We start from the raw sequence: 23,705 nt of genomic DNA, 5'->3' as shown, positions 1-23,705 counted from the left end.
TCCCGCCGGATGTTACCGCGATCACAGTGCATAACGTTACATGTTACCTTTAGAGTTATTTGTTTTTAAAACAATTAGATAACTGGATTTTGAAGGCAGCGGGTTGCTACCTTTGAGCGGTGCCTCTGCACATCAGGTGGTTTAGCCAGACGATAAAAAAGAGAGAGCTAAATGAGATACGCCGTAAACGCCCTACAAAACTTTGGCAAGTCCCTTTACGGACCGGTATTAATCCTGCCGATTGTCGGCCTGTTTATCGCCTTCGGCAACGTACTCGGCAACGGCAGCCTGGCGGGTTATCTGCCGTTTCTCGGCCATCCGGCGCTGCAGCACACCGGTCAGCTTATCGCTAAATCGGCGGTCTCGGTGCTGGCGAACCTGGCGCTGGTCTTCGCCGTCGGCATTCCCATCGGTCTTGCGGCGCGCGACAAAGGCTACGCGGCGCTGACAGGGCTGGTGACGTTTATTGTTTTTATCAACGCCATGAATGTGACGTTACAGCTACAGGGCGAACTGGCGCCTGCCGATCAGATGCGCGCGGCAGGGCAAAGCATGGTGCTTGGCGTGCAGGTGCTGGAGATGGGCGTATTTGCGGGCATCCTGACCGGCGCGCTCTCCGGCTGGCTCTATAACCGCTACTCCAGTGTCCAGTTCTCGGGTGCGATGGCGATTTACTCCGGCCACTGCTTTGTCGCCATCATTATGCTGCCCGTCTCGATGGTATTGGGCGTAGTGATGAGTGAGATCTGGCCCTTCGCCCAGCACGGCATCAGCGCGATGGCGCTGGCGATTAAAGGCGCTGGTGCGCTCGGCGTGGCGGTGTATGGCTTCCTGGAGCGCATTCTGGTGCCGACAGGCCTGCATCACCTTGTCTATACGCCGTTTCTCTATACCGAACTCGGCGGCACTCAGGACGTCTGCGGTACGGTCTACCAGGGCGCGCGCAATATCTATTTTGCCGAGATGGCCTGCCCTTCCGTCACGCAGTTAAGCCCGACCGTAGTCTGGGACGCGCGCGGCATCAGCAAAATGTTCGGCCTGCCCGCGGCGGCGCTGGCGATGTATATGACGGCCAAACCAGAGCGCAGAGCCGCCGCCAAAGCGATTCTGATCCCGGCGGCGCTGACGTCGCTTTTGGTAGGCGTCACCGAACCTATCGAATTTTCATTCCTGTTTATCGCCCCGCTGCTGTTTGTGGTGCACGCGGTGCTGACCGGCATCGGCATGATGTTGTTTTATCTGCTGGACGTTCACGCCATCGGCGCTAACGGCATTATCGATTTCATTCTCTATAACCTGCCGCTTGGCACCACGAAATCAAACTGGCCGATGTATCTGCTGGTGGGGCTGATTATGGCGGTTCTCTATTTCACCGTGTTCCGCTTCCTGATCCTGCGCTTCAACATGAAAACGCCGGGGCGCGAGGATGACGACCAGGAGACGCGCCTCTATAGCAAGCAGGAGTATCAGGCGAAAGGCACGAACGACGGTCTGGGCGAGGCGATTATCGAGGGCCTCGGCGGTCGGGCCAACATCGAAGTGGTGGATAACTGCTACACCCGGCTGCGCGTCACGGTGCGCGACGTGGCCACTATCGATGAGCCGCGCCTGAAATCAACCGGCGCAAAAGCGGTGATTAAACAAGGCAATAACGTTCAGGTGGTCTACGGGCTGCATGTAAAAAAAATGCGTGAAGCCGTTGAAATGTTTCTCTGACAGGAGCTGATGATGTTGAAACCTCCCTTTATTCTTGCTATCGCCGGCGGCGGCAGCACCTATACGCCAGGTATTGTAAAAAGCCTGATGGTGCGCTTAAGCGATTTCCCGCTCGCCGAAATTCGTCTCTATGACATCGACAGCGCGCGTCAGGAGACGATCGCGCCGGTGGTGGAGAAAGTGATCCGCGATCACAGCCAGACCATTAAATTCACTACCACCCGCGACCCGGAAGTGGCGTTCAGCGGCGCGCATTTTGTCTTCGCCCAGATGCGCGTCGGCCAGTACAAAATGCGCGAGCAGGATGAAAAAATCCCGCTGCGTCACGGCGTGGTGGGCCAGGAAACCTGCGGACCTGGCGGCCTCGCTTACGGCCTGCGCACTATTCTGCCGATGGTCGAACTTATCGATATGGTCGAGCGTTACGCCGATGAAAAAGCCTGGATTGTGAATTACTCCAACCCGGCGGCGATTGTGGCGGAAGGCGTGCGACGCCTGCGCCCCACTGCCCGCGTGCTCAATATCTGCGATATGCCGGTGGCGGCGATGCGCAACATGGGCGCGATTCTCGGGGTCGACCGCCATAAGCTTGAAGTGGATTACTTCGGCCTGAACCATTTCGGCTGGTTCACTCGCGTGCTGGTGGATGGCGAAGATCAACTGCCCGCGCTGCGCCGTCATATCGCGAAATTCGGCCTGCTGACCGAAGACGCGGCGCAGACCGATCCGCAGCACTCCGATCCGTCATGGGTGAAAACCTGGCGCAATATTAAGCCGATCATGGATCACTTCCCGGATTATCTGCCGAACCCGTATTTACAGTATTACCTGATGCCAAACGACATCGTCGAGCATCAGAACCCGGATTACACCCGCGCCAATGAAGTGATGGACGGGCGCGAGAAAAAACTGTTCGCGGCGGCGGAAGAGTATAAGCGTACCGGTATCCTGCCGGATGCGTTCCACGTAGGCGTTCACGGCGCGTTTATTGTAGATGTCGCCTGCTCGCTGGCGTTCGATTTACGCCAGCGGCATCTGGTGATTGTCGAAAACAAAGGCGCTATCGCCAATCTGCCTTACGACGCGATGGTGGAAGTGCCGGCGTATATCACCGCCGCCGGGCCGGAGCCGGTGCGTATGGGCGCGGTGCCGCTCTTCCACCAGACACTGCTGATGCAGCAGCTCGCCTCCGAGCAACTGCTGGTCGAGGCGACGCTCGAAGGCAGTTACGAAAAAGCGCTGCAGGCATTTACACTTAACCGTACTGTCCCCACGATGCAGCACGCTAAAGCGATCCTTGATGACATGATTGAGGCGAACCGCGACTACTGGCCGGCGCTGCAAAAAGCCTGGGTGAACGGAGAAGCGGCGTCATAACCGGAGCCTGCTCGCGACATCAATAATGATGGCTTGTGGTGAGGTGAAAAAGCGCTGACAATCCGTTTCTCAGCGATGACACGGAGAACGCCATGTCCACATCCTTTTTTGTCGCGAGCCACTGGCTTGCAGAGCATATCGACGACCCGGAAATTCAGATCCTCGACGCCCGTATGGCCCCTGCGGGCCAGGAGCACCTGCGCAATATGGCGCAAGAGTATCGCGCGGGCCATCTTCCCGGCGCGCGCTTTTTCGATATCGAAGCGCTGTCCGATCACTCTACCCCCCTGCCCCATATGATGCCGCGCCCGGAAGCGTTCGCGGTCGCGATGCGTGAACTGGGCGTCAGCCACGACAAACATCTCATTGTCTATGACGAAGGCAACCTTTTCTCGGCGCCGCGCGCCTGGTGGATGCTGCGCGCCTTCGGCGTACAGAATGTGTCGATTCTGGCGGGCGGCCTTGCCGAATGGCAGCGCGACGGTTTTCCGCTGGAAGAAGGTATGGTCGACGCGCCGGAAGGCGACTTTGAAGCCAAATTTGACGACGGGCTGGTGAAACGCCTGACCGATGTCTTACTGGCAAGCCATGAGAAAACCGCTCAGCTCGTTGATGCCCGCCCGGCGGCGCGCTTTAACGCCGAAGCCGATGAACCACGACCGGGCCTGCGGCGCGGCCATATTCCCGGCGCGCTGAACGTACCGTGGACGGATCTGGTCGTTAAAGGCCAGCTGAAAACCACCGACGAACTGCGCGAAATATTCGCAGACCAGGGCGTGGATCTGCATCGCCCGATTATCGCCAGCTGCGGCTCCGGCGTGACGGCAGCGGTCGTGATGCTCGCCCTCGCCACTCTTGAGGCCAGCGATGTGAAACTCTATGACGGCTCCTGGAGTGAATGGGGCGCGCGCGACGATCTGCCCATCGAACCGGCGTCATAATGGATAACCGCCTGACGCCATTGCTGCTGCGCGGCGAGTCGCTGACCCGCGCTGAGTATCGCGTGCTTTCCCACCTGACGGCGCACCCGCTGCGGGTGGGGAATATCACGGTGCGGGAGCTGGCGCAGGAGACGTTTGTCTCCACCGCCACGATTATGCGGCTGTGCCATAAGCTTGGCTTCAGCGGTTACAGCGAACTTATCTGGCACTGTAAGCAACTGCTCACTGACACGCCCCATCTCGCCATTGAACCCGACGCCGCGCCCGATGTTCTGCCCGCCCTGTTTAACCGCTTTGTCGAAAATTATCAGCAGACCTTTCGCTGGGTGACGCCCGAAAAGATCGCCGCCTTCAGCGAGCTGCTGCGGGAAAAAGAGCGTTTTTTTCTCTACGGCGCGGGGTTTTCGTATCTCTTCGCGGAATATCTGACCAAAAAGCTACAGGTGCTCGGCAAGACGGCCTTTATCTCCGGCCCCGGCGACAGCCGTAACATTTTTCTCAGCAACGCGGCGCGGTATGAAGTGTTTATTGCCGTCTCACGCAGCGGCGAAACGGAACAGGTGCTCGACAAAGCGCGCATCGCCCGTAATGTCGGCATGGAGGTGGTGGCGTTTACCCGCGCGTCGCCAAATCCGCTGGCCGAGCTGTCCGGGCTGCATTTTCCACTCTATGACGAGGCAATCCATTTCGCCGCCGAAGCGGCGGGGATCACCTCGTTTGAATCCAATCTGGTGATGCTTATCGACCTGCTGCTGTTACAGGCGCAGGCGTAACGGCGCGACCGCAGGCCGCGCCGCTTCCTTACGAGAAACGCGACAGCGCGTCGCGCGCGTGGATAGCGTTAAGGTTACGCACCAGCAGCTCCACCAGCATGTCGGCGGAGTACGCCTTACGGCTCTCCCCTTCGCGAAGCCCGCCGATAAACACGAACGCCAGCTTACGTTTACCGCGCTTCACGCGGGTGAAGTTTTTCCAGCGGCCGCCGACGGCGCGCGGCGGCTCAAACCCTTCGCGATAAATCAGCGTCACGGTGGTGGTATCGTTGGCGGTCTGCACCGAGAAATCTTCAATGGCGCTCAGCGGAATTCCCGCGGTGAACTGACGGCAGTGCAGCGAATCGGGCGTCATCGTCAGGAACGGGATCTCGCGCTTCTGCCACTGCTGCCAGAGCACGTAACAGGTCAGTAAGCTCAGCAACCCCGTGCCAATCGCGATGGCGACGATTTTACCGTCGGCAATGCCCTGAATATTAAACGGATCAACGATTTTCAGCATGGCGACCGTCGCGACAAACAGCACCACCGCCAGAATACCGCCGACGAAAAAGACTTTTTTGCCGGAGTAGAGCGTGACGGTCTCGCCAGACTGCTGCACCACCTCTTCCAGCTCGCGGCGAAACTCTTCGCGATGCTCCGCGGCTTTCCCGGCGAGCTCGCCAGTCATTTTGCCGGAGAGCGCTTCTGGCTGTGCGAACCACAGGCGCAGGTTTTCCCACGGGTCCTGCGGCACCGCGCGGGTGGCGTGCTGAATCAGCGTGTCGTCGATGGCGCAACCGAGCGCTTCGATACGCGCGCGTGACGGCGGGTGGCTGTCGGTCGGGTGCGCGGCTTTGTGCTCCAGATAAGCCTGGATATCGCCAAAGCCCTCTTCGCGCAGGCGAGTCACCAGCGCGGCCACCAGATCCTCAAAGCCCGGTTTGCCGTTAAAGAAATCGTCAAGCGTATTATTCAGCGGCTCACTGACGGCGGAAATACGCAACAGCGACGATGCCAGCGCCTGCGGGGAGCTGGCGCGCGCGCCCATCTCATCGGCGGCGTGTTCGCGGATGCGGCTCCAGTGGCTCACCGTTTCATGCAGTTGTTCGATGAAATAGACGCCCATATAGAGCGACGGGTAAAGCACCACGTGATCGATAAACGGCGCGCTCTGCTGGTTTTGCGCCATGGTATTGATGCTGTTGGTAATCCCCGCGTACAGCGGCGCAAACCGCAGGCTGTACTGCGTATCCTGCCCTGCGAAGTGGCCCAGTTCGTGACCGATAACCGCGCAGGTTTCGTCTTTATCAAGAAGCGCCGCCCAGGTGAGCGGGAAATAGAGCGTCTGACCGGTTAACAGCGGGCCGTCTTCCAGCTGCACGCTGTTGGCGGTGACGTAAAAGCCTTCCAGCATACCGACCACGATGTTATCCGGCATCATCGCACCGGTTTTCTGCGACAGCGCTTCCACCATGCTCCAGAGCGCGGGCGCCTGTTCGCGGGTCAGGTTATAGCCCACCACTTCATTTGGCTCCGGCTGGAACAGCGCGAAGCAGCGGCGGATGCTGCCGAGGCTTTTGTAAAGCACCCAGAGAATACCGAACAGGATCACCAGCGCGAACAGCATCACTTTGATGCCGCCGGCGTTCATTTTGTAATGCGTGGCGAACCAGAGCGTCTCATACCCGACGACCGCGAACAGCGCCAGGCCGCAGCAGACGATCTGCGACACCATCAGCCACGGCAGCAGTTTGCGGCACTTATCAAATGCCTGTACCAGCGCATCCTGCGACTGCTTCGCGATGGTCACGCTGCGCCGACACAGCGCGATCGCCCCGGCGTTCAGCACCATGCACAGCAGCGCCAGCCCGACGGCGAAAGAGGCCAGCCCGCTCTGGGTGCGCGCCAGCATGATTTGGCCCGCGTATTCGTTCTGAACGCTCCGTTCGCTCTCAATCACTTCTGTTGCGGGAACGCGATAGTTTTTCCCGTCGCTGGTGAATTCAATGATTGCTTTCGGATCCTGTTTCAGCGCGTCGCTCGCCGTCTGAATCAGGCTGTTTGAGCTGTCGACGCTCTCCAGAATGTCGCTGACGCGCCAGTGCTGCCAGACGGCATAGCAGGCCACCAGCAGCGGCACCAGAAAAAGATAAGCGAGATGCTTCCTGTTCATCGTTACGTCGTTTCCTTGTTAATCCATAGACGGCGGGGACACGCCCCGCGGTTAAACACGTCTGTCTGATAACAGACGCCTCCTCCCACAGCCCTCTGACGGGGCCGATGGGTTACTGCATCGTATCGAGCTGCGCCTTTACATCAGGGGCATGGAAATACATTTCGATCATCTCCATCAGCGCCTCCTGTGAAACCGGATTGTTGTCGGCGTCATACAGCTTGCCATCTGCATCCAGCAGCATCAGACGCTCTTTTTTATTCACGTAGCGGTAAGGCCGAAAGCGCGCGCCAGCCAATGCAGGTGGCTGATAGCCCTCTTTATATTCAAGGCCTATCATCATTTCCTTTTTTGCTGCCATGAACAGATAACTGGTCAGCGCTGAAAATGGCACAGGTTCTTTTAATTCACGGAAAATCAAATGTTGTGGGGTTAACACCAGCAATGGCGCTTTGCTTTCGCGCCAGAAACGCAGCACGCTCCTGACGCCAAGCCAGATGAAATACGCAAATATCAGCGTAATGATAAGCCCCGCCCATTCCCGCTTACCGGGCGGAAACTGCCACTCGCGATCGGCATGAAACGCCACAAGCATCGACACAAACGTCACGATGGTCAGCACGCCGCCGCGCGAAATACGGCGGCGGGAATAAATGACCTTCTCGCCAGAGACGGCCTGCACCACGGTTTGTAATTCGTCGCGCCAGGCATTGCGTTGCTCAGCAACCCGGCCAGTCAGTGTGGCGGTCAGCGAACGCGCCAGCTCATCGGTGTTGGTGAACAATGCGTGCAAATGTTCGTAATTCTGCAGGCTTACCGGACGTGAAGCCTGAATCGCCGCCAGCTCGACCGAGCAGCCCAGCGCTTCAATGCGCGCACGGCACGACGGGTGGGAGTCATAAGGGTGCGATATTTCGTTTTCCAGATACTCGCGCGGGTCCGGCACGGGATGTCCGCTAAGATGCGTCAGCAGCGTTGCCGCCACATTATCGGTTTGTACCTGCGCCTGATAAACGGCCTCCAGATACGCATTCACCGGGCCGCTTAGCGCCACAATGCGCAACAGCGCTGAGGCAAGCGCCTCTGGCGAGCTGGCCTGCGCGCCCGCCTCGTCTGCAGCATGTTCGCGTCGCTGGCGCCACATCATGACCAGCCTGTGGAACTGCTCAAGAAAGTAATGCGCGCTGTACAGTGCCGTGCGTAACTCAACCCGTCCCACGTACGGTTTTTTCCCGTCATCAGGATCGAGCACGTCAAGGCTGCGGCTAAAGCCGTCATAAACCGGCAAAAACCGCTGGCTGAATTCAGTATCTTTACCCGAGAAGTGGCCCAGTTCATGGCCGATGACCGCTGTCATCTCCTCCGGGCTTAGCAACGCCGCCCAGGTAAGCGGAAAATAGAGCGTCTGTCCGGTAACCGTTTCGCCATTATCAAGCAGAAGCGGGTTTGCGGTGACGTAGAAATTGTCCGTCAGCCCCACGACGATATTATCCGGCACCACAGCGCCAGGGCCGCTGGCCAGTGCTTCTACTGCCTGCCAGAGCGCAGGCGCGTCGTGACGACTGAGTCGGTGTCCCATTATCGGCTTCGCCATTGGGCGGAAAAGCGCGAAGCATTTCACCATGACTTTCAATATGTGCCAGAACACCCAGAACACGACGCCTGCCATCATCAGAAGGTAAAGGCCTATCGTAAAAGCGTTAATGTTCGGCTTAAAAGTAACTGCAGCCCAGACGACTTCGTAAAAAATAATACTGAACTGATAAACCGCGCCGACCACCAGCTGCGCGGCCATAATAAAAGGCAGCAGGAGTCGGCACAGCCAGAAGGCGCGCAGTAACGCGCCCTGCGAACGCTGCCCCTGCGCCACGCAAAAGCGGCAAAGCGCTACGGTCGCGGCGTTAATCATCAGGCTGATAAAGGCGAAGAGCATCCCCCCGCGCGCCAGAAACAGCTCAACATCCGCCGCATCAATCCAGTCACGATTCTCCGCAAGATATGCCTGCGCCCGCTCCTGCGCGTCGATGGCGGGCATTTCCGTCTCCTGACCATCGTGACGATACGTCAGCGTCGCGCGCGGCGACTTGCTCGCGGTTTCAACGACTTGCGTTTCATACTGCGCGCGCTCCAGCACATGGCTGACACGCCAGTGTTGCCAGGTGGCATAGCAAAACAGGATCAGTGGAATTAAAAAGAGGTAAACGACGCTCTTTTTATGCATGGTATGGCCCTTGTGCGATGAAAACAGAAACGGCGCCCGCCCATGAATTCAGGCAGCGAAAGCGTGGATAAACGTAATGAGGGGCGCAGAAGGCCGAAAGCTTAACAAAGCGAGCCCGCAGGCGGGCCTACCAGAATTTGGCTTGCTACTGAAAACAAGGTGTTAACGAGAAAGAAAAACGCGGCATTGGGCGCCGCGTGAAGAGAGGTTCAGATAATGCGGTTTTGTTTGAAATCGCGAAGGAAGCTGCCCCAGCGGCGCTCGTAGAACGGGGTCAGGTGCGCCATCATAAAGTGGCTGATGCCCTTCTCGCCTTCCACCACCTGGCAGATATCCACCGGCTCGTCGCCCGGCAGGGTGTCGGTCGCCACGCTACCAGCGGCGTTAATCACCGGCTCGATGTCGCCATCCGCCTCAATGCCGATAAGATAGTTCGCGGGCTCGTCGGCATGTTCTTTTAAAAGGCACAGATACGCGCGTTTTACCGTTTTCATCTCTTTGAACAGCACGGTCAATGATTCGATCATTTGCGCTGGCGGTTCAGCGACTTCGGAAAGCAGCAGCGACGCGCCGCCTTCCAGCACTTCCTGCTGGCTGAGCGCGGAGCCTTCCGGGCTTATCAGGTGGCGAATCTCATTGGGGGTGAACTCTTTGCCGGTCGGCAGTTTGGCGTTAAGGAACAGCGTTTCGCCGAGCGTCATTTCAAAGAGCGTGCGCACCGGCATCGCCACGAACGCCTGCTCGCCTTCGACTGCCTGTTCCAGCGCCGCAGGAGAACTAAAGAAAGGGATCACCGACGTGCCGTCGTCCTTTTCCCAGTGCTGAAGATCCACCGCGCTTTCAGCGACCACCGCTTCGCCATCCGCCGCTTCGCCTGGCACCCAGACGGTGGATTCCAGCAGCGTGCGGAAAAACGCCGGACGGAACGCAGGCTCCGCCGCGGCCTTTTCCAGCAGGGTTTCGAGTTCGTTTTTTTCTGCGTTGTTTTCGTTTTTCGTTTCGGACATAGCGTTTGTATTTGTCAGTAATGGGCGAGAGAAAAGCCTCTCGCCCCGGCCCTCGCCTGCCGGAGAGGGGGAACCTGGGCATCGCGCTAACAGGGATGTAAGGCAGATAAAGGCAGCGCAATCATCGCTTCACATTATTATCGCGTTGGTGGGTGCGCTTCGCTTACCCACCCTACAGGAATAAAACTTTGTTTCCAGGGGGTGAGGCTTCGTGCGTAGGGCGGGTAAGCAAAGCGCACCCGCCGTACAGGGTATGAGGCTTCGTGTGTAGGGCGGGTAAGCAAAGCGCACCCGCCACGCCCCTAACACGCCCCGCCGTTACTCGGCGGTCAGCAGATTCGCCAGCGTGCGCACGCCGATACCGGTCGCGCCCGCCGCCCACTGCTCCACCGCCGCTTTACGATACGTGGCAGAACAGTCGATATGCAGCCAGCCCTGCTGATAATTTTCCACAAAGTGCGACAGGAAACCGGCGGCCGTACTGGCCCCCGCCGGATACGCGCCACCCGCCGTGTTGTTGAGCTCAGCAAAGTTCGACGGCAACTGGTTACGGTGGAATTCCGCCAGCGGCAGACGCCAGAAGGCTTCGTTTTCCGCCTGCGCGCTTTGCAGCAGACGGTTCGCCAGCGCGTCGTCAAAGCTGAACAGCGCATGGTAATCGTTGCCGAGCGCCGTTTTGGCCGCGCCGGTCAGCGTCGCGGCGTCGATAATCAGCGCCGGCTTCTGGGCGCTGGCGTCAATCAGCCCGTCCGCCAGCACCAGACGCCCTTCCGCGTCGGTATTCATCACTTCCACGGTTTTGCCGTTGCGGTAGCGAATGATGTCGCCCAGACGGAAGGCGTTGCCGCTAATCATGTTATCCGCGCAGCAGAGGATAAGCTTCACGCGCTTGTTCAGGCCGCGCGTAATCGCGAACGCCAGCGAGCCGGTCACCAGCGCCGCGCCGCCCATATCGGATTTCATCGAATCCATAAACGCGGTCTGCTTGATGCTGTAACCGCCGGAGTCAAACGTAATGCCTTTGCCGACGAGGCAGGCAAAGACCGGCGCGTTCGCATCGCCCGTCGGGTTGAAATCAAGCGCCAGCAGCACCGGCGGACGCTCAGAGCCGCGGCCTACGGTATGCAGCCCCATGTAGTTCTGCTCGCGCAAATCTTCGCCTTTGGTGATGCGGTAGCTCACGCGCTCGCCGCCGACATCCGCCAGCAGATCCACGGCGCGCTGCGCCAGATGCTCCGGGCCCATCTCTTCCGCCGGGGCGTTGATGACATCGCGCACCCAGTCGATGACTTTCAGGCGGTTGTTCAGCTCTTTCTGCTGCGCGTCGTCAAGCGGCGCCCAGGTGACGGTGCGTTTGCCTTTCGGGCCGCGATAGCCCATCCAGAACGCCCAGCTTTTCTCCACATCCCAGCCATCGCCGGCAAGCTCAACGTGTTTAAGCCCCTGGCCGTCGATTTTGCGCCCGGCGCGTTGAATCAAACCGAGATCGTCTTTGCCCGTCAGGTGCAGCGCGATACCGTCCTGCGTAAAACTGTACAGTGCTTTTTCACCCCAGCGAGCATCGGCAGGCTCGTGGGAAAGGGTAATCTTCATGGCTTCGGTCATTTTATTTTCCTTATATTGCCTGATGCGCAACGAAAACGGGCCGCCTTCTGGCAGCCCGTTACGTTATTCTGCTTCGTCTAACCAGACCAGCAGTATAGCCTCTAAAATCTTTTCATTAGAGGCCTGTGGATCGTCATCGAACTCTTCGAGAGAGCAGATCCACTGGTGCATATCGGTAAAACGCACGGTTTTTGGGTCCACGTCCGGGCGGCTGTCATACAGCGCCTCGCCGATTTCGCGGCTGTCGGTCCATTTCAGTCCCATATTAATGCTCCCTGGCGTGGTTGATGGTGTAACGCGGCATCTCCACCACCAGATCTTCGTCCGTGACGCGCGCCTGGCAGCTCAGACGGCTTTCCGGCTCCAGACCCCACGCTTTATCCAGCATGTCGTCTTCATCTTCGGTGCTTTCCGGCAGCGAATCGAAACCTTCACGCACGATGCAGTGGCAGGTGGTGCAGGCGCACGATTTCTCACAGGCGTGTTCAATTTCAATGCCGTTGCGCAGCGCAACGTCAAGAATGGTTTCACCGCTTTGCGCTTCCAGTACTGCGCCATCAGGGCAAAGATCCTGATGAGGCAAAAAAACAATCTTAGGCATTATTAAACCTCGTCAACGGAGTGGCCTTTCAGCGCCTGACGGATGGATTCATCCATGCGGCGAGCGGCAAACTCCTGGGTCTGTTTATCTGTATTTTTTATGGCGTCTTCAATGGCGCTGGCGTCATTGCCTTCCGCGGCGGCGCGCAGTTGCGCCATCGCGTCATCAATGGCGGCGCGCTCGGCCGCGCTAAGCAGCGCACCGTCGCTTTTCAGCGCGCCGTCGAGGCTTTCCAGCACCCGCGCGGCTTCCACTTTTTGCTCGGCGAGCATGCGTGCCTGCACGTCCTGCTCGGCAAAGCTCATGGAGTCCTGAATCATGCTGGCGATTTCGCCGTCGGTCAGCCCGTAGGACGGTTTCACCTGAATAGACGCTTCAACGCCGGTGGATTTCTCCATCGCCGTCACGCTCAGCAGGCCATCGGCATCCACCTGGAAGGTCACGCGGATATGCGCGCCGCCCGCGGGCATCGCCGGAATGCCGCGCAGCGTAAAGCGCGCAAGCGATCGGCAATCCTGCACCAGCTCACGTTCGCCCTGCATGACGTGAATCGCCATCGCGGTCTGGCCATCTTTAAAGGTGGTGAACTCCTGCGCGCGCGCCACCGGGATCGTGGTATTGCGCGGGATGACTTTCTCCACCAGGCCGCCCATGGTTTCAAGACCGAGCGACAGCGGGATAACGTCCAGCAGCAGCATTTCGCTGTCCGGCTTGTTGCCCACCAGAATATCGGCCTGGATAGCGGCACCGATGGCGACCACGCGATCCGGGTCGATGGAGGTGAGCGGCGTGCGGCCAAAAAACTCGCCGACGCGCTCGCGCACCAGCGGCACGCGGGTCGAACCGCCGACCATCACCACTTCCAGCACGTCGCTTGCTTCCACGCCCGCGTCTTTCAGCGCGCGACGGCATGAGAGCAGCGTGCGCTTGACCAGCGGCGCGATAAGTTCATTGAACTGCTCGCGGGTGATGCTGCCCTGCCAACCTGCCACATTCACCTGCGCGACATCGGCGTCGCTGAGTTCGATTTTCGCCTGGGTGGCGGCGTCGAGCAGCTGGCGCTGAATGCGGTTGTCGCTGCGATCGGCGATACCCGCCTGCTCGCGAATGTAATCCGCCAGCAGATGGTCGAAATCGTCGCCGCCGAGCGCGGAATCACCGCCTGTCGCCAGCACTTCAAACACGCCGCGGCTTAAGCGCAGCACGGAGATATCAAACGTGCCGCCGCCTAAATCGTAGACGGCGATAACGCCTTCCTGACCGGAATCAAGGCCGTAGGCGATCGCCGCCGCGGTCGGCTCATTAAGCAGGCGCAGCACATGCAGCCCGGCAAGACGCGCGGCGTCTTTAGTGCCCTGGCGCTGCGCATCGTCAAAATAGGCCGGAACGGTGATGACCACGCCGTCGAGATCGCCTGCCAGCGCTTCGCGCGCGCGTTCGGCGAGGGCTTTGAGAATATCGGCGGAGACGCGTACCGGGTTCAACAGCCCTGCCGGCGTGTCGATCATCGGCAGACCGTTTTCGCTCGCGCGCAGCTGATATGGCAGATGCGGGTAGCGCGCCTGAATGTCGGCAAGGGAGCGGCCCATGAGGCGCTTTACGGAGCTGATGGTGTTTACCGGATCGTCCGCCGCCTGGGCGCGGGCGTCGTACCCGACGTTGTAGCCCTGTGCCTGGTAGTGCACCACGGACGGCAGCAGATGACGCCCCTGATGGTCTGCCAGCGTTTCCGGCTGGCCGCTGCGAACCGTCGCGACCAGCGAATGCGTAGTGCCAAGATCGATGCCCGCCGCCAGTCTGCGCTGGTGCGGCGCGCTACTCATGCCGGGCTCACTGATTTGTAATAAGGCCATGTTGAGCTTCCAGAATTAAAAATCGAGCCACTTTTCTTCGAGTTGTTCTGACTGGCTTAACAGCTTGTCGAGAAAACGCAGCTTGCGTACCGTATCGGCCGCCTGCGCCCACGCGCCGTCGTCCAGCTCCGTGACCATATGCTGGTGGCGTTCCTGATACATTGCTTTAACGTTACGGACGAAGGCTTCGAGGCGATCGGCGTCTTTGGCCTGCTCAATCTCATCCAGCGCTTCGCGAAGCTCCAGTTGCTCCATCAGAAACGCGGTATCGCGCACGGTGTGCTGTTCATTCGCCAGATCAAAGCCGTGCAGAGAGAGCAGATATTCCGCGCGCGTCAGCGGATGGCGCAGCGTTTGCCATGCCTGATTGATAGTGGCAGATTGCGAGAGCGCCGCCAGTTGTTCGGCCTGGGAATGGCTTGCGTATTTATCGGGATGATACTGACGTTGCAGATCCTGGTATCGAGCCGCCAGTTGGGCACTGTCCAGCGCATAACGGGCCTGCAGCCCAAAGAGGGTGAAGTAATCCATAACAGTCTCGGGGTCAGTCAACGTGATAAAGCAAATACCCCGCCTGCGGCTGGCGCAGACGGGGAGAGGCGGGAAAGACTATCAGACGTTAAAGCTTTCGCCGCAGCCGCACTCATCTTTAACGTTCGGGTTGGTGAATTTAAACCCTTCGTTCAGGCCTTCTTTGACGAAGTCCAGCTGAGTGCCATTAAGGAATTGCAGGCTTTTACCATCGACCACCACCTTCACGCCCTTGTCTTCGAACACCGTATCTTCTGGCTGCGGTGCGTCAACAAATTCCAGCACATAGGCCATGCCGGAACAGCCGGACGTACGAACGCCAAGACGCAGGCCAAAACCTTTACCGCGGTTGGCCAGGAAAGCGTTGACGCGCGCGGCGGCGGTGTCGCTAAGGGTAATCGACATACTACAACCTCAACTCATCAATGATTATTTTGCTTCACGTTTGCTTTTATAGTCCGCAATAGCGGCTTTGATGGCGTCTTCCGCCAGGATAGAGCAGTGAATTTTTACCGGCGGCAGTTCGAGTTCGTCTGCGATGTCGGTATTTTTAATTGCCTGCGCTTCGTCCAGGGATTTGCCTTTGACCCACTCGGTGACCAGCGAGCTGGACGCGATAGCGGAGCCGCAACCGTAGGTTTTGAAACGTGCGTCTTCAATGATACCTTCATTGTTGACTTTGATCTGCAACTTCATCACGTCGCCGCACGCCGGCGCGCCGACCATGCCGCTGCCGACGTTGTCGTCGTTGTTGTCAAAAGAGCCGACGTTGCGCGGGTTTTCGTAATGATCGATGACTTTTTCGCTGTATGCCATGTGTTATTTCTCCTGAATCCGATACCGATTAATGATGAGCCCATTCGATGGTGGTTAAATCCACGCCCTGCTTAAACATCTCCCACAGCGGAGAGAGGTCGCGCAGGCGGCCGATAGATTTGCGAACCAGTTCGATGGTGTAGTCGATCTCTTCTTCAGTCGTGAAACGGCCCAGAGAGAAACGGATAGAGCTGTGCGCCAGCTCGTCATTCATACCCAGCGCGCGCAGCACGTAAGACGGCTCAAGGCTCGCAGAGGTACAGGCGGAACCCGACGATACCGCAAGGTCTTTCAGCGCCATGATCAGCGACTCGCCTTCAACATAGTTGAAGCTCACGTTCAGAATGGTCGGAACGCCCTGCTCAAGATCGCCGTTCAGGTAAACTTCTTCGATATCTTTAATGCCGTTCCACAGACGGTTACGCAGACCGCGCAGACGTTCCATTTCGCTCGCCATCTCTTCTTTCGCGATACGATAGGCTTCGCCCATGCCGACAATCTGGTGAACCGGCAGCGTACCAGAACGCATGCCGCGCTCGTGACCGCCGCCGTGCATCTGCGCTTCGATACGGATACGCGGTTTACGACGCACGTAGAGCGCGCCGATGCCTTTCGGGCCATAGATTTTGTGGCCGGTGAAGGACATCAGGTCCACTTTCAGCTGGGTCAGGTCGATAGGCAGTTTGCCGACACTCTGGGTGGCGTCAACGTGATAGATAATGCCACGCGCGCGGCACATCTCGCCGATGGTCGCGATATCCTGCACCACGCCGATTTCGTTGTTCACGTGCATGATGGACACCAGGATGGTGTCGTCACGCATCGCGGCTTCGAGTTCTTTGAGATCGATAATGCCGTTGCTCTGCGGGGCGAGGTAAGTCACCTCAAAGCCTTCGCGCTCCAGCTGACGGCAGGTATCCAGCACCGCTTTATGCTCGGTTTTGCTGGTGATGATGTGCTTGCCTTTTTTCTGGTAGAAATTGGCCGCACCTTTAATAGCGAGGTTATCGGATTCGGTCGCGCCAGAGGTAAAGACGATTTCGCGCGGGTCGGCGCCAATCAGATCGGCCACCTGGTTACGGGCGATATCCACCGCCTCTTCCGCCTGCCAGCCGAAACGGTGGGAGCGGGAGGCCGGGTTACCGAAGGTTCCGTCCATCGTTAAAAACTGCATCATTTTCTCGGCGACGCGCGGGTCCACCGGCGTGGTCGCGGAGTAATCGAGGTAAATCGGTAATTTCATTGCTCTTAAGCTCCGTACATCTCAAAGCGGTGAATCAGGCAGCCGGCTGGATGTACGCCGCAGTCTACAGGATGCCGGAGCTTCCTGGCCTGATTCGGGAAAAGCGTATTATTTTTTTAAGCGCGCAGTTTAACGTCGATAGCGTCCTGAGCGCGGGTCGGGCGATGGGCTTCATTATGCTGACGGTCAGAGACGTCCAGCACTTCCTGGTTGTTCACCAGTTCACCTAAGGTAATGTTGTTCAGAAAACCGGTCAGGCGGTCGCTCAGATCGCGCCACAGCGCGTGGGTCAGGCATTTATCGCCGCCCTGGCAGCCGCCTTTGCCCTGACAACGGGTCGCATCGACAGACTCATCAACGGCGCTAATTACTTCACCGACCGCAATCTGGCCCGCGTCTTTACCCAGCAGATAACCGCCGCCCGGACCACGCACGCTGGCCACCAGGCCATTTTTACGCAGACGAGAGAACAGCTGCTCCAGATAAGAAAGGGAGATACCCTGACGTTCAGAAATATCTGCCAACGGTACCGGACCGGATTCGGAGTTGAGCGCAACGTCCAGCATTGCGGTCACGGCATAGCGCCCTTTAGATGTCAGTCTCATGTCTTACTTAACCTCAAGCTCGCCCCTCGACGCGGGGGTTTTTATGAAAATGGGGGTATTGCATAGCAGGCGCAAGTCTGACATTCCCGAGTAAAATGGTCAACTATTTACCCGAGTATTTTACTCAAGTATTACGGCTTCTCATTACGGCTGCTTTCTATCGACGCCAGCATGCCGCGCAGGATGTTAAGCTCCTGACTTTCCGGGCGTGCGCGGGTAAAAAGACGACGCAATTTGTTCATTACCTGGCCGGGATGATTCGGGCGAATGAAGCCGGTTGAGAGCAAAACTTGCTCAAGATGACCGTAAAAACGCTCCAGATCGTCCACCAGCGGATACGGGGTTTCTTCTTCACCAGGCGCAGGCGTTTGGGCGTCCTGCGAGGCAAGCCACGCCATGCGAACTTCGTAGGCTATGACCTGTACCGCCATCGCGAGATTGAGCGAGCTGTACTCCGGGTTCGCCGCGATAGCCACGTGATAGTGGCACTTTTGCAGTTCGTCATTGGTCAGTCCCACGCGCTCGCGGCCAAATACAATCGCCACCGGCGCATGCGTCGCTTCAGAAACGCTTTTCAGCCCGCATTCGCGCGGATCGAGCATCGGCCAGGGCAGCGTGCGCGAACGCGCGCTGGTGCCCACCACCAGGCTGCATCCCGCCAGCGCTTCATCCAGCGTATCGACGATGCTGGCGTTGCCAATCACATCGCTGGCACCGGCGGCGAGCGCGATGGCCTGGGAATCCGGTTTCACCAGCGGATTAACCAGCCACAGGTTGGTGAGGCCCATGGTTTTCATGGCGCGGGCAACAGAACCCATGTTGCCGGTGTGTGAGGTTTCAACCAGCACGATACGAATGTTTTGCAGCATAGCGACTCAGTATCCGAAAAGAATATCAGCGCATCTTATCATAAACCTGAGACATATTCCGAACCCTCTGCTATAATCCGCGCCGTTTTCCCGTTCTTTAACATCCAGTGAGAGAAACCTGATGCATCCGATGCTCAACATCGCCGTGCGTGCTGCGCGCAAGGCCGGAAATTTTATCGCCAAAAACTACGAAACCCCGGACGCCGTAGAGACCAGCCAGAAAGGCAGCAACGACTTTGTGACGAACGTGGATAAAGGCGCAGAGCGCATTATTATCGACACCATTCGCCAGTCCTACCCGCAACACACCATCATCACCGAAGAAAGCGGTGAGCACGCCGGCACCGAGCAGGATATTCAATGGGTTATCGATCCGCTGGATGGCACCACCAACTTCGTTAAACGTCTTCCGCATTTCGCCGTTTCTATCGCTGTACGCATTAAAGGCCGCGCGGAAGTCGCCGTGGTTTACGATCCGATGCGTAACGAACTCTTCACCGCCGTTCGCGGCCAGGGCGCGCAGCTTAACGGCTACCGTCTGCGCGGCAGCACCGCTCGCGATCTGGACGGCACCATTCTGGCGACCGGCTTCCCGTTCAAAGCCAAACAGCACGCCACGCCGTACATGAATATCGTGACCAAACTGTTTACCCAGTGTGCCGATTTCCGCCGCACCGGTTCCGCCGCGCTGGATCTGTCCTATGTGGCTGCAGGTCGTGTGGATGGTTACTTTGAAATCGGCCTGAAGCCGTGGGATTTCGCTGCGGGCGAACTGCTGGTACGTGAAGCTGGCGGTCTGGTATGCGATTTCGTCGGTGGTCATAACTATCTGACGACCGGCAACATCGTGGCCGGTAACCCGCGCGTCGTGAAAGCGATGCTTAGCAATATGCGCGATGAGCTGAGCGAAGCGCTGAAGCGTTAATCGCTTCCCGGCACGAAAAAGGCAGGTACGCGCAAGCGGCCTGCCTTTTTTATTGGTTTTTTGGCGCGTGAGATTTCGTCAGCCGGTGGGTGCGCTGCGCTTACCCACCCTACGTGCCAAAATCCCGACTGACCCGGTGGGTGCGCTTACCCACCTCACATTCAACCCGCCAATCTCGTAGGGCGGGTAAGCGAATGCGCACCCGCCGTGCCGCGTCTAAAACGGTCTCAACCCCTGCGCGACGGGCGCTGTGCCGGACCACATCACCAGCGCGGCGACGACCAACACCACGCCGCCTGCAAGCGCCAGCGTCGCTCCGCCCGTCCGCCGCCACAACGGGGGCGTTTTCTGCCCGCCGAGCCGCGCCGCCAGATGCCGGAAACTGTGCACAAACAGCGCGATGGCTGAGATGGTCAGCGACGTTCCCGCCGCCATCGCCAGCGCCGACGCAACACCCCAGCCAAACACGCCGATCACCTTGCTGAACAACAGCACCATCAGCGCGCCGGAACACGGTCGCATCCCCATCGAGAGCACCACCATGAGCCTCGCGCGCCAGTCTTCGCCGCGTTCAAGCTGCGCCTGCGACGGCACATGCTGATGCCCGCAACCGCAGGTGTCGCTGTGCGTATGATGTGGCGTAAACGCGGTAAAAACCGGACGCCGCACCAGCCCGCGCAGCGTTTTCACCGCACGCCAGCAAAGCAGCAACCCCAGCGCGCCGACCAGCAGATAGCTCCCCTTCTCCAGCCAGTACCCGCTCAAATGCAGTTGCCGCGCGGGCAGCGCCAGCACCGTCAGCACTACCGTCACCAGCGCAATCGCCACCAGCCCCTGCAGTAATGACGACGCGAACGTCAGTTGCAGGCTGGTTTTCAGGCGCGACGGATGTGTGGCAAGCCAGGTGGCGATCACCACTTTGCCATGACCCGGCCCCAGCGCGTGCAGCACGCCATAAACCAGGCTAAACAGCAGCAGCGAACTGCCCGCGCGCGTCGGGTTTTCCGCTACCTGCTGAAGCAGCCCGCTCATCTCACGGTTAATATCGCGCTGCCAGACAGTGCTTTTCATCAGCACCTGCGGCCACTCAAGCCACAGCCAGACGCCCGCGCCGAGCGCCAGCACAACAAACAGCGCCAGCGGCCAGAAGTGCAGCCAGCGGCGGGTTGCGAGCGGCGTTGAAATCACTGACATTGCAACGTCACCTCCTGAGCAAATTGTTTGCCTAAATCCATATCTTCCGGCGGCGCGTCAGATTTATCGAGCGACAGCGCGAAATCCTGCACGGCCGCATCCGGCTGCGGCGTTTTCACCGCCACCTTGCAACGCTCGCGCAGCTCATCATTGAGCGTCACATCGCCCGGTGCGTCATAACTCATCGACACATAATAGGTAGGATCGAACGTGGCGAACGTATAGCGCGCGCCCGAGGCTTTTTGCGGATGCGCGAGCGGCAACGTAAAGGTCAGCACCGCCTGATGCCCTTCGCGTGCCAGACCATACGCCAGCGGCGTGGCGGCGAATTTCACCTTCTGCCCGTTGTGCCAGAACTCGGTGAAATAGTGCTGCCCGATAACATTGGCCATCACTTCCGCCGCCAGCTTTTTCCACACCGGCGAACCGGGCGCGGCGTCGCCCGCGTCATACAGTAGATCTGCTGAAGTGATTTCATCCATTTTCCAGCGCATTTTCAGCGCCGTTATCTGCCCCGCTTCGCTGATGATGTCGGTTTTCAACGAGATAAAGCTGTGCGGATGCGCCAGCGCCTCCTGCGCCGGAAACAGCGATACTACAGCCGCAGCACACATTAACCGGTAAAGACGAGCGCTCATTATCTTCCTCTGGCGAAAAATTCTGTGAGCCAGCCAGAATTCCGCGATCAAACTGGGCACCCTGAACGGCATTCAATAATCCTTTAGCTATTCTTAGCAATATTCTCACTCACTGGACAAAACGGATGATGACTCTGCTCTGCCCTCCACCATCTGTGCTCTCCAGTCCGCAGCGCCGCTGCCAGGTACTTTTAATGCTCTATCTGCCGGGGCAAACCATCACGCCGGAAATGTTAGGCCGGCTGAATGGCGTTGACGGCGCCATCGCCCGTCAGGACATTGCCGAAACCGGCGACGAAATTAAGCGGTATCACCGCCTGAGTATTATCACCCAGCAGGACGGCAGCTACCGGATTGAAGGCACGGCGTTAGACAGACGCCTCTGCCTGCTGCACTGGCTGCGCCGGGCGCTGCGCCTGTGCCCCGAGTTTATCCAGCAGCATTTCACGCCCGCGCTGAAAAACGAGCTTCGCCAGCACGGCATCGCGACAGCGCTGTATGACGATACGAATTTACACGCGCTGGTCAACCTTTGCGCGCGTCGCCTGAACCGCCAGTTCGAGCCGCGCGACGTGCAGTTCCTGCGTCTCTACCTGCAATACTGCCTGGTGCAGCACCATTACGGCCAGACGCCGGAATTCACCGAACCGCAACAGCTCTGGATGCGCGCTCGCGCCGAGTTTCTCGCCGCGCAGGAGATAGTCCGCCACTGGCAGCGCCGCGTCGCGCAGTCGCCGCACGTGAACGAACACTGCTTTCTGGCGCTGCTCTTTATGATGCTGCGCACGCCCGATCCGCTGCGCGACGCGCACCCGGAAGATCACCGACTGCGTCACGCCGTGCTTTCGCTGATTGCCCGCTTTCGCGAGCTCTCCGGCATGGCGTTCAGCGATGAGCAGGGACTTGCGGATCAGCTCTATATTCATCTCTGCCAGGCGCTTGACCGCAGCCTGTTCGGCATCGGCATCGATAACGCGCTGCCGGAAGAGATTAACCGTCTCTACCCGCGCCTGATGCGCACCACCCGCAAAGCGTTTGATAGCTTTGAGGAAGAGTACCGGGTGACGTTTTCTGATGAAGAAGTCGGGCTGGTGGCGGTGATTTTCGGCGCGTGGCTGATGCAGGAGGCGGATCTGCATGAAAAACAGGTGCTGCTGCTGACGGGCAACGACCCTGCGCTTGAGGCGGAAATCGAGCAGCAGCTACGGGAACTTACCCTGCTGCCGCTCAACATCAAACATCTGACGCTGCATACCTTTCAGCAGGAAGGCGCGCCGAAAGAGGTGGCGCTGATTGTGACGCCATACACCACCTCGCTGCCGCTCTTCTCGCCGCCGCTCATTCACGCGACGCTGCCGCTCGGTGAACACCAGCAGCAGCGGATACGCGAGATTCTGGAGGCTTAAGCGCGCGCCACGACTTTCGGGCGCAGGAAGAGCGCGGGCAGCGCAACCAGCGCCATCACCCAGAAGACGCCGCCTGCAAGGTGCTGATACAGGAAGCCTGCAAAGACGGTCATCACCGCAATCCCGCCGCCCATCGCGACGGCGGAGTAGACCGACTGTAGCCGGATGACTTCCGAGCCTTCGCGGGCGGCGATATAGCGCATCGCCGCCAGATGGCAGATGGAGAAGCTCCCGCAGTGCAGGATCTGCGCCACGATGAGCCACGGCAGCGCGGTCGTCCAGCCCATCATTCCCCAGCGGATAATCCCCAGCACGCCGGAGAGCAGCAGCAGATCGCGCGCGCCAAACCGGCTGAACAGCCGTTTACTGAGCGCGAAGATGATAATTTCCGCCACCACGCCGAGCGACCACAGATACCCCACGACCGAGGCGGAATAGCCTTTGCTCTGCCAGTAAATGGCGCTGAAGCCGTAGTAGGCCGCGTGCGCGCCCTGAAGCAGGCTTACGCAGGCGAGAAAACGCCAGTTTTCAACCATTAACTTGCGCCATACCGGCCAGCCTGCGGCCTCGTTATGACGCGCTTCGCCCTTCGGCATCACGGACGGTTTCAGCAGCATCCCGATAAGCATTGACGCCACGCCGAGCGACAGCAGCGCCAGAATAGCGCGGTAATCGTAGACGCTTACCAGCTTGCCGGTGAGCGCCGAGCCAATCACAAACGCCAGCGATCCCCACAGCCGCACTCGCCCGTAATCCATCGCTATTTGACGCTGCCAGGTGGCGGCGAGCGCGTCGGTGAGCGGCACCAGCGGCGAGAAAAAGAGGTTAAAGCCCACCAGCACGACAAACAGCCAGGCGGTCTGATGCCCGAACCAGAAGCCGAGCGCGAAAACGAGCGTCAGCAATGCAAGCAGGCGCAGCGCAAACACTAAACGGGAAGGATCTTTGACGCGCGGTGCCAGCAGCAGGCTGCCAAGAAAACGTGCAATCAGGCCGGAGCCGAGCAATAGGCCGATAGTTTCCGGCGCGACGCCGACGCCTGCGAGCCAGACGCTCCAGAACGGCAGGAAAATACCGTAGCTGAAAAAATAGGTGAAATAGCTGAGCGCCAGCCAGCGCGTGGATTGCAACACCATGATTCCCTCCCGTTTCGCAGGCGTTAGTCTGGCGGGAAAGCGCAGGGGTTGCAAGCGATGCATAACACGTTAATAACAATTCGCTTTTACTGC

The 23,705-nt window shown here is 58.8% G+C and carries 22 protein-coding genes; 6 read left to right on the top strand and 16 right to left on the bottom strand.

Annotated elements, in window-relative coordinates:
* Positions 1 to 171 precede the first annotated feature (171 nt).
* From G6041_RS18865 to G6041_RS18850, 4 genes are all read left to right on the top strand, one after another.
* Complete coding sequence (locus G6041_RS18865; protein ID WP_012124045.1) at positions 172 to 1,716, top strand: PTS transporter subunit EIIC; 1,545 nt, start codon at positions 172 to 174, stop codon at positions 1,714 to 1,716.
* A 12-nt stretch (positions 1,717 to 1,728) separates the two neighbouring features.
* Positions 1,729 to 3,093, top strand: coding sequence for a 6-phospho-alpha-glucosidase (locus tag G6041_RS18860; RefSeq protein WP_041460412.1), 1,365 nt, complete (start codon positions 1,729 to 1,731; stop codon positions 3,091 to 3,093).
* A 92-nt stretch (positions 3,094 to 3,185) separates the two neighbouring features.
* Positions 3,186 to 4,034, top strand: a complete 849-nt coding sequence (sseA, locus tag G6041_RS18855) for a 3-mercaptopyruvate sulfurtransferase (RefSeq protein ID WP_007870012.1) — start codon at positions 3,186 to 3,188, stop codon at positions 4,032 to 4,034.
* Positions 4,034 to 4,807, top strand: a complete 774-nt coding sequence (locus G6041_RS18850; RefSeq protein ID WP_012124043.1) for a MurR/RpiR family transcriptional regulator — start codon at positions 4,034 to 4,036, stop codon at positions 4,805 to 4,807. The genes sseA and G6041_RS18850 overlap by 1 nt, the downstream gene beginning before the upstream one ends.
* Positions 4,808 to 4,835: 28 nt before the next feature.
* Here G6041_RS18850 and G6041_RS18845 read toward each other — a convergent pair whose 3' ends face one another.
* The 13 genes from G6041_RS18845 to trmJ form a co-directional block, all read right to left on the bottom strand.
* Complete coding sequence (locus G6041_RS18845; RefSeq protein ID WP_007897260.1) at positions 4,836 to 6,962, bottom strand: M48 family metallopeptidase; 2,127 nt, start codon at positions 6,960 to 6,962, stop codon at positions 4,836 to 4,838.
* A gap of 112 nt (positions 6,963 to 7,074) precedes the next feature.
* Positions 7,075 to 9,183, bottom strand: a complete 2,109-nt coding sequence (locus G6041_RS18840) for a M48 family metallopeptidase (RefSeq protein ID WP_012124042.1) — start codon at positions 9,181 to 9,183, stop codon at positions 7,075 to 7,077.
* A 209-nt stretch (positions 9,184 to 9,392) separates the two neighbouring features.
* A complete protein-coding gene (gene sseB, locus G6041_RS18835) occupies positions 9,393 to 10,190 on the bottom strand; it encodes an enhanced serine sensitivity protein SseB (protein WP_012124041.1) in 798 nt (265 codons plus the stop codon).
* A 318-nt stretch (positions 10,191 to 10,508) separates the two neighbouring features.
* Positions 10,509 to 11,795: an aminopeptidase PepB gene (gene pepB / locus G6041_RS18830; RefSeq protein ID WP_012124040.1), complete on the bottom strand. Its 1,287-nt coding sequence runs from the start codon at positions 11,793 to 11,795 to the stop codon at positions 10,509 to 10,511.
* Between the two features lie 63 nt (positions 11,796 to 11,858).
* Entirely contained in the window at positions 11,859 to 12,059 is a 201-nt protein-coding gene (iscX, locus tag G6041_RS18825) for a Fe-S cluster assembly protein IscX (RefSeq protein ID WP_012124039.1), read from the bottom strand.
* A 1-nt stretch (position 12,060) separates the two neighbouring features.
* A complete protein-coding gene (gene fdx / locus G6041_RS18820) occupies positions 12,061 to 12,396 on the bottom strand; it encodes an ISC system 2Fe-2S type ferredoxin (protein ID WP_004385928.1) in 336 nt (111 codons plus the stop codon).
* A gap of 2 nt (positions 12,397 to 12,398) precedes the next feature.
* Positions 12,399 to 14,249 (bottom strand): Fe-S protein assembly chaperone HscA, encoded by a 1,851-nt coding sequence (gene hscA / locus G6041_RS18815; RefSeq protein ID WP_012124038.1) that lies wholly within the window; start codon positions 14,247 to 14,249, stop codon positions 12,399 to 12,401.
* A 15-nt stretch (positions 14,250 to 14,264) separates the two neighbouring features.
* Positions 14,265 to 14,780, bottom strand: a complete 516-nt coding sequence (gene hscB / locus G6041_RS18810; protein WP_007897252.1) for a co-chaperone HscB — start codon at positions 14,778 to 14,780, stop codon at positions 14,265 to 14,267.
* Between the two features lie 81 nt (positions 14,781 to 14,861).
* Positions 14,862 to 15,185 (bottom strand): iron-sulfur cluster assembly protein IscA, encoded by a 324-nt coding sequence (iscA, locus tag G6041_RS18805; protein ID WP_004385926.1) that lies wholly within the window; start codon positions 15,183 to 15,185, stop codon positions 14,862 to 14,864.
* 24 nt (positions 15,186 to 15,209) lie between these two features.
* On the bottom strand, positions 15,210 to 15,596 hold the full coding sequence (gene iscU, locus G6041_RS18800; protein ID WP_004385925.1) for a Fe-S cluster assembly scaffold IscU: 387 nt from the start codon (positions 15,594 to 15,596) through the stop codon (positions 15,210 to 15,212).
* 28 nt (positions 15,597 to 15,624) lie between these two features.
* On the bottom strand, positions 15,625 to 16,839 hold the full coding sequence (gene iscS / locus G6041_RS18795) for a cysteine desulfurase (protein WP_007777299.1): 1,215 nt from the start codon (positions 16,837 to 16,839) through the stop codon (positions 15,625 to 15,627).
* Positions 16,840 to 16,955: 116 nt separating this feature from the next.
* Positions 16,956 to 17,444 carry a Fe-S cluster assembly transcriptional regulator IscR gene (iscR, locus tag G6041_RS18790; protein WP_004385924.1) on the bottom strand — a complete coding sequence of 163 codons (489 nt, stop codon included), beginning with the start codon at positions 17,442 to 17,444 and terminating at the stop codon, positions 16,956 to 16,958.
* Positions 17,445 to 17,575: 131 nt separating this feature from the next.
* Positions 17,576 to 18,313 (bottom strand): tRNA (cytosine(32)/uridine(32)-2'-O)-methyltransferase TrmJ, encoded by a 738-nt coding sequence (gene trmJ / locus G6041_RS18785; protein ID WP_007870043.1) that lies wholly within the window; start codon positions 18,311 to 18,313, stop codon positions 17,576 to 17,578.
* Positions 18,314 to 18,434: 121 nt separating this feature from the next.
* On the opposite strand from trmJ, the gene suhB reads away from it, so the two are divergent.
* Positions 18,435 to 19,238 (top strand): inositol-1-monophosphatase, encoded by an 804-nt coding sequence (gene suhB, locus G6041_RS18780; protein ID WP_004385922.1) that lies wholly within the window; start codon positions 18,435 to 18,437, stop codon positions 19,236 to 19,238.
* A gap of 216 nt (positions 19,239 to 19,454) precedes the next feature.
* Here suhB and G6041_RS18775 read toward each other — a convergent pair whose 3' ends face one another.
* On the bottom strand, positions 19,455 to 20,432 hold the full coding sequence (locus tag G6041_RS18775; RefSeq protein ID WP_012124034.1) for a nickel/cobalt transporter: 978 nt from the start codon (positions 20,430 to 20,432) through the stop codon (positions 19,455 to 19,457).
* Positions 20,423 to 21,070: a DUF1007 family protein gene (locus tag G6041_RS18770; protein ID WP_041460411.1), complete on the bottom strand. Its 648-nt coding sequence runs from the start codon at positions 21,068 to 21,070 to the stop codon at positions 20,423 to 20,425. Before G6041_RS18770 ends, G6041_RS18775 begins: the two co-directional genes overlap by 10 nt.
* Positions 21,071 to 21,195: 125 nt before the next feature.
* Between G6041_RS18770 and csiE the strand changes: the two genes are divergently transcribed.
* Positions 21,196 to 22,476 (top strand): stationary phase inducible protein CsiE, encoded by a 1,281-nt coding sequence (csiE, locus tag G6041_RS18765; protein WP_029590932.1) that lies wholly within the window; start codon positions 21,196 to 21,198, stop codon positions 22,474 to 22,476.
* On the opposite strand, the gene G6041_RS18760 is transcribed toward csiE, so the two are convergent.
* Complete coding sequence (locus G6041_RS18760; RefSeq protein ID WP_041460410.1) at positions 22,473 to 23,612, bottom strand: 3-phenylpropionate MFS transporter; 1,140 nt, start codon at positions 23,610 to 23,612, stop codon at positions 22,473 to 22,475. The two genes, csiE and G6041_RS18760, sit on opposite strands and share 4 nt — an antisense overlap.
* Positions 23,613 to 23,705: the final 93 nt, after the last annotated feature.

Origin of the sequence: Cronobacter sp. HA18003, from assembly GCF_011605905.1 — a bacterium.
GTDB classification, from domain to species: Bacteria; Pseudomonadota; Gammaproteobacteria; order Enterobacterales; family Enterobacteriaceae; genus Cronobacter; species Cronobacter sakazakii.
The sequence above is the reverse complement of the archived record's forward strand: the minus strand, read 5'-3'. Positions and strand labels throughout refer to the sequence as shown.

Excerpts from the sequence above, each read along its gene's own strand:
- G6041_RS18865 (WP_012124045.1), top strand. The coding sequence starts at position 172 with ATGAGATACGCCGTAAACGCCCTACAAAACTTTGGCAAGTCCCTTTAC.
- G6041_RS18860 (WP_041460412.1), top strand. The coding sequence starts at position 1,729 with ATGTTGAAACCTCCCTTTATTCTTGCTATCGCCGGCGGCGGCAGCACC.
- sseA (WP_007870012.1), top strand. The coding sequence starts at position 3,186 with ATGTCCACATCCTTTTTTGTCGCGAGCCACTGGCTTGCAGAGCATATC.
- G6041_RS18850 (WP_012124043.1), top strand. The coding sequence starts at position 4,034 with ATGGATAACCGCCTGACGCCATTGCTGCTGCGCGGCGAGTCGCTGACC.
- G6041_RS18845 (WP_007897260.1), bottom strand. The coding sequence starts at position 6,962 with ATGAACAGGAAGCATCTCGCTTATCTTTTTCTGGTGCCGCTGCTGGTG.
- G6041_RS18840 (WP_012124042.1), bottom strand. The coding sequence starts at position 9,183 with ATGCATAAAAAGAGCGTCGTTTACCTCTTTTTAATTCCACTGATCCTG.
- sseB (WP_012124041.1), bottom strand. The coding sequence starts at position 10,190 with ATGTCCGAAACGAAAAACGAAAACAACGCAGAAAAAAACGAACTCGAA.
- pepB (WP_012124040.1), bottom strand. The coding sequence starts at position 11,795 with ATGACCGAAGCCATGAAGATTACCCTTTCCCACGAGCCTGCCGATGCT.
- iscX (WP_012124039.1), bottom strand. The coding sequence starts at position 12,059 with ATGGGACTGAAATGGACCGACAGCCGCGAAATCGGCGAGGCGCTGTAT.
- fdx (WP_004385928.1), bottom strand. The coding sequence starts at position 12,396 with ATGCCTAAGATTGTTTTTTTGCCTCATCAGGATCTTTGCCCTGATGGC.
- hscA (WP_012124038.1), bottom strand. The coding sequence starts at position 14,249 with ATGGCCTTATTACAAATCAGTGAGCCCGGCATGAGTAGCGCGCCGCAC.
- hscB (WP_007897252.1), bottom strand. The coding sequence starts at position 14,780 with ATGGATTACTTCACCCTCTTTGGGCTGCAGGCCCGTTATGCGCTGGAC.
- iscA (WP_004385926.1), bottom strand. The coding sequence starts at position 15,185 with ATGTCGATTACCCTTAGCGACACCGCCGCCGCGCGCGTCAACGCTTTC.
- iscU (WP_004385925.1), bottom strand. The coding sequence starts at position 15,596 with ATGGCATACAGCGAAAAAGTCATCGATCATTACGAAAACCCGCGCAAC.
- iscS (WP_007777299.1), bottom strand. The coding sequence starts at position 16,839 with ATGAAATTACCGATTTACCTCGATTACTCCGCGACCACGCCGGTGGAC.
- iscR (WP_004385924.1), bottom strand. The coding sequence starts at position 17,444 with ATGAGACTGACATCTAAAGGGCGCTATGCCGTGACCGCAATGCTGGAC.
- trmJ (WP_007870043.1), bottom strand. The coding sequence starts at position 18,313 with ATGCTGCAAAACATTCGTATCGTGCTGGTTGAAACCTCACACACCGGC.
- suhB (WP_004385922.1), top strand. The coding sequence starts at position 18,435 with ATGCATCCGATGCTCAACATCGCCGTGCGTGCTGCGCGCAAGGCCGGA.
- G6041_RS18775 (WP_012124034.1), bottom strand. The coding sequence starts at position 20,432 with ATGTCAGTGATTTCAACGCCGCTCGCAACCCGCCGCTGGCTGCACTTC.
- G6041_RS18770 (WP_041460411.1), bottom strand. The coding sequence starts at position 21,070 with ATGAGCGCTCGTCTTTACCGGTTAATGTGTGCTGCGGCTGTAGTATCG.
- csiE (WP_029590932.1), top strand. The coding sequence starts at position 21,196 with ATGATGACTCTGCTCTGCCCTCCACCATCTGTGCTCTCCAGTCCGCAG.
- G6041_RS18760 (WP_041460410.1), bottom strand. The coding sequence starts at position 23,612 with ATGGTGTTGCAATCCACGCGCTGGCTGGCGCTCAGCTATTTCACCTAT.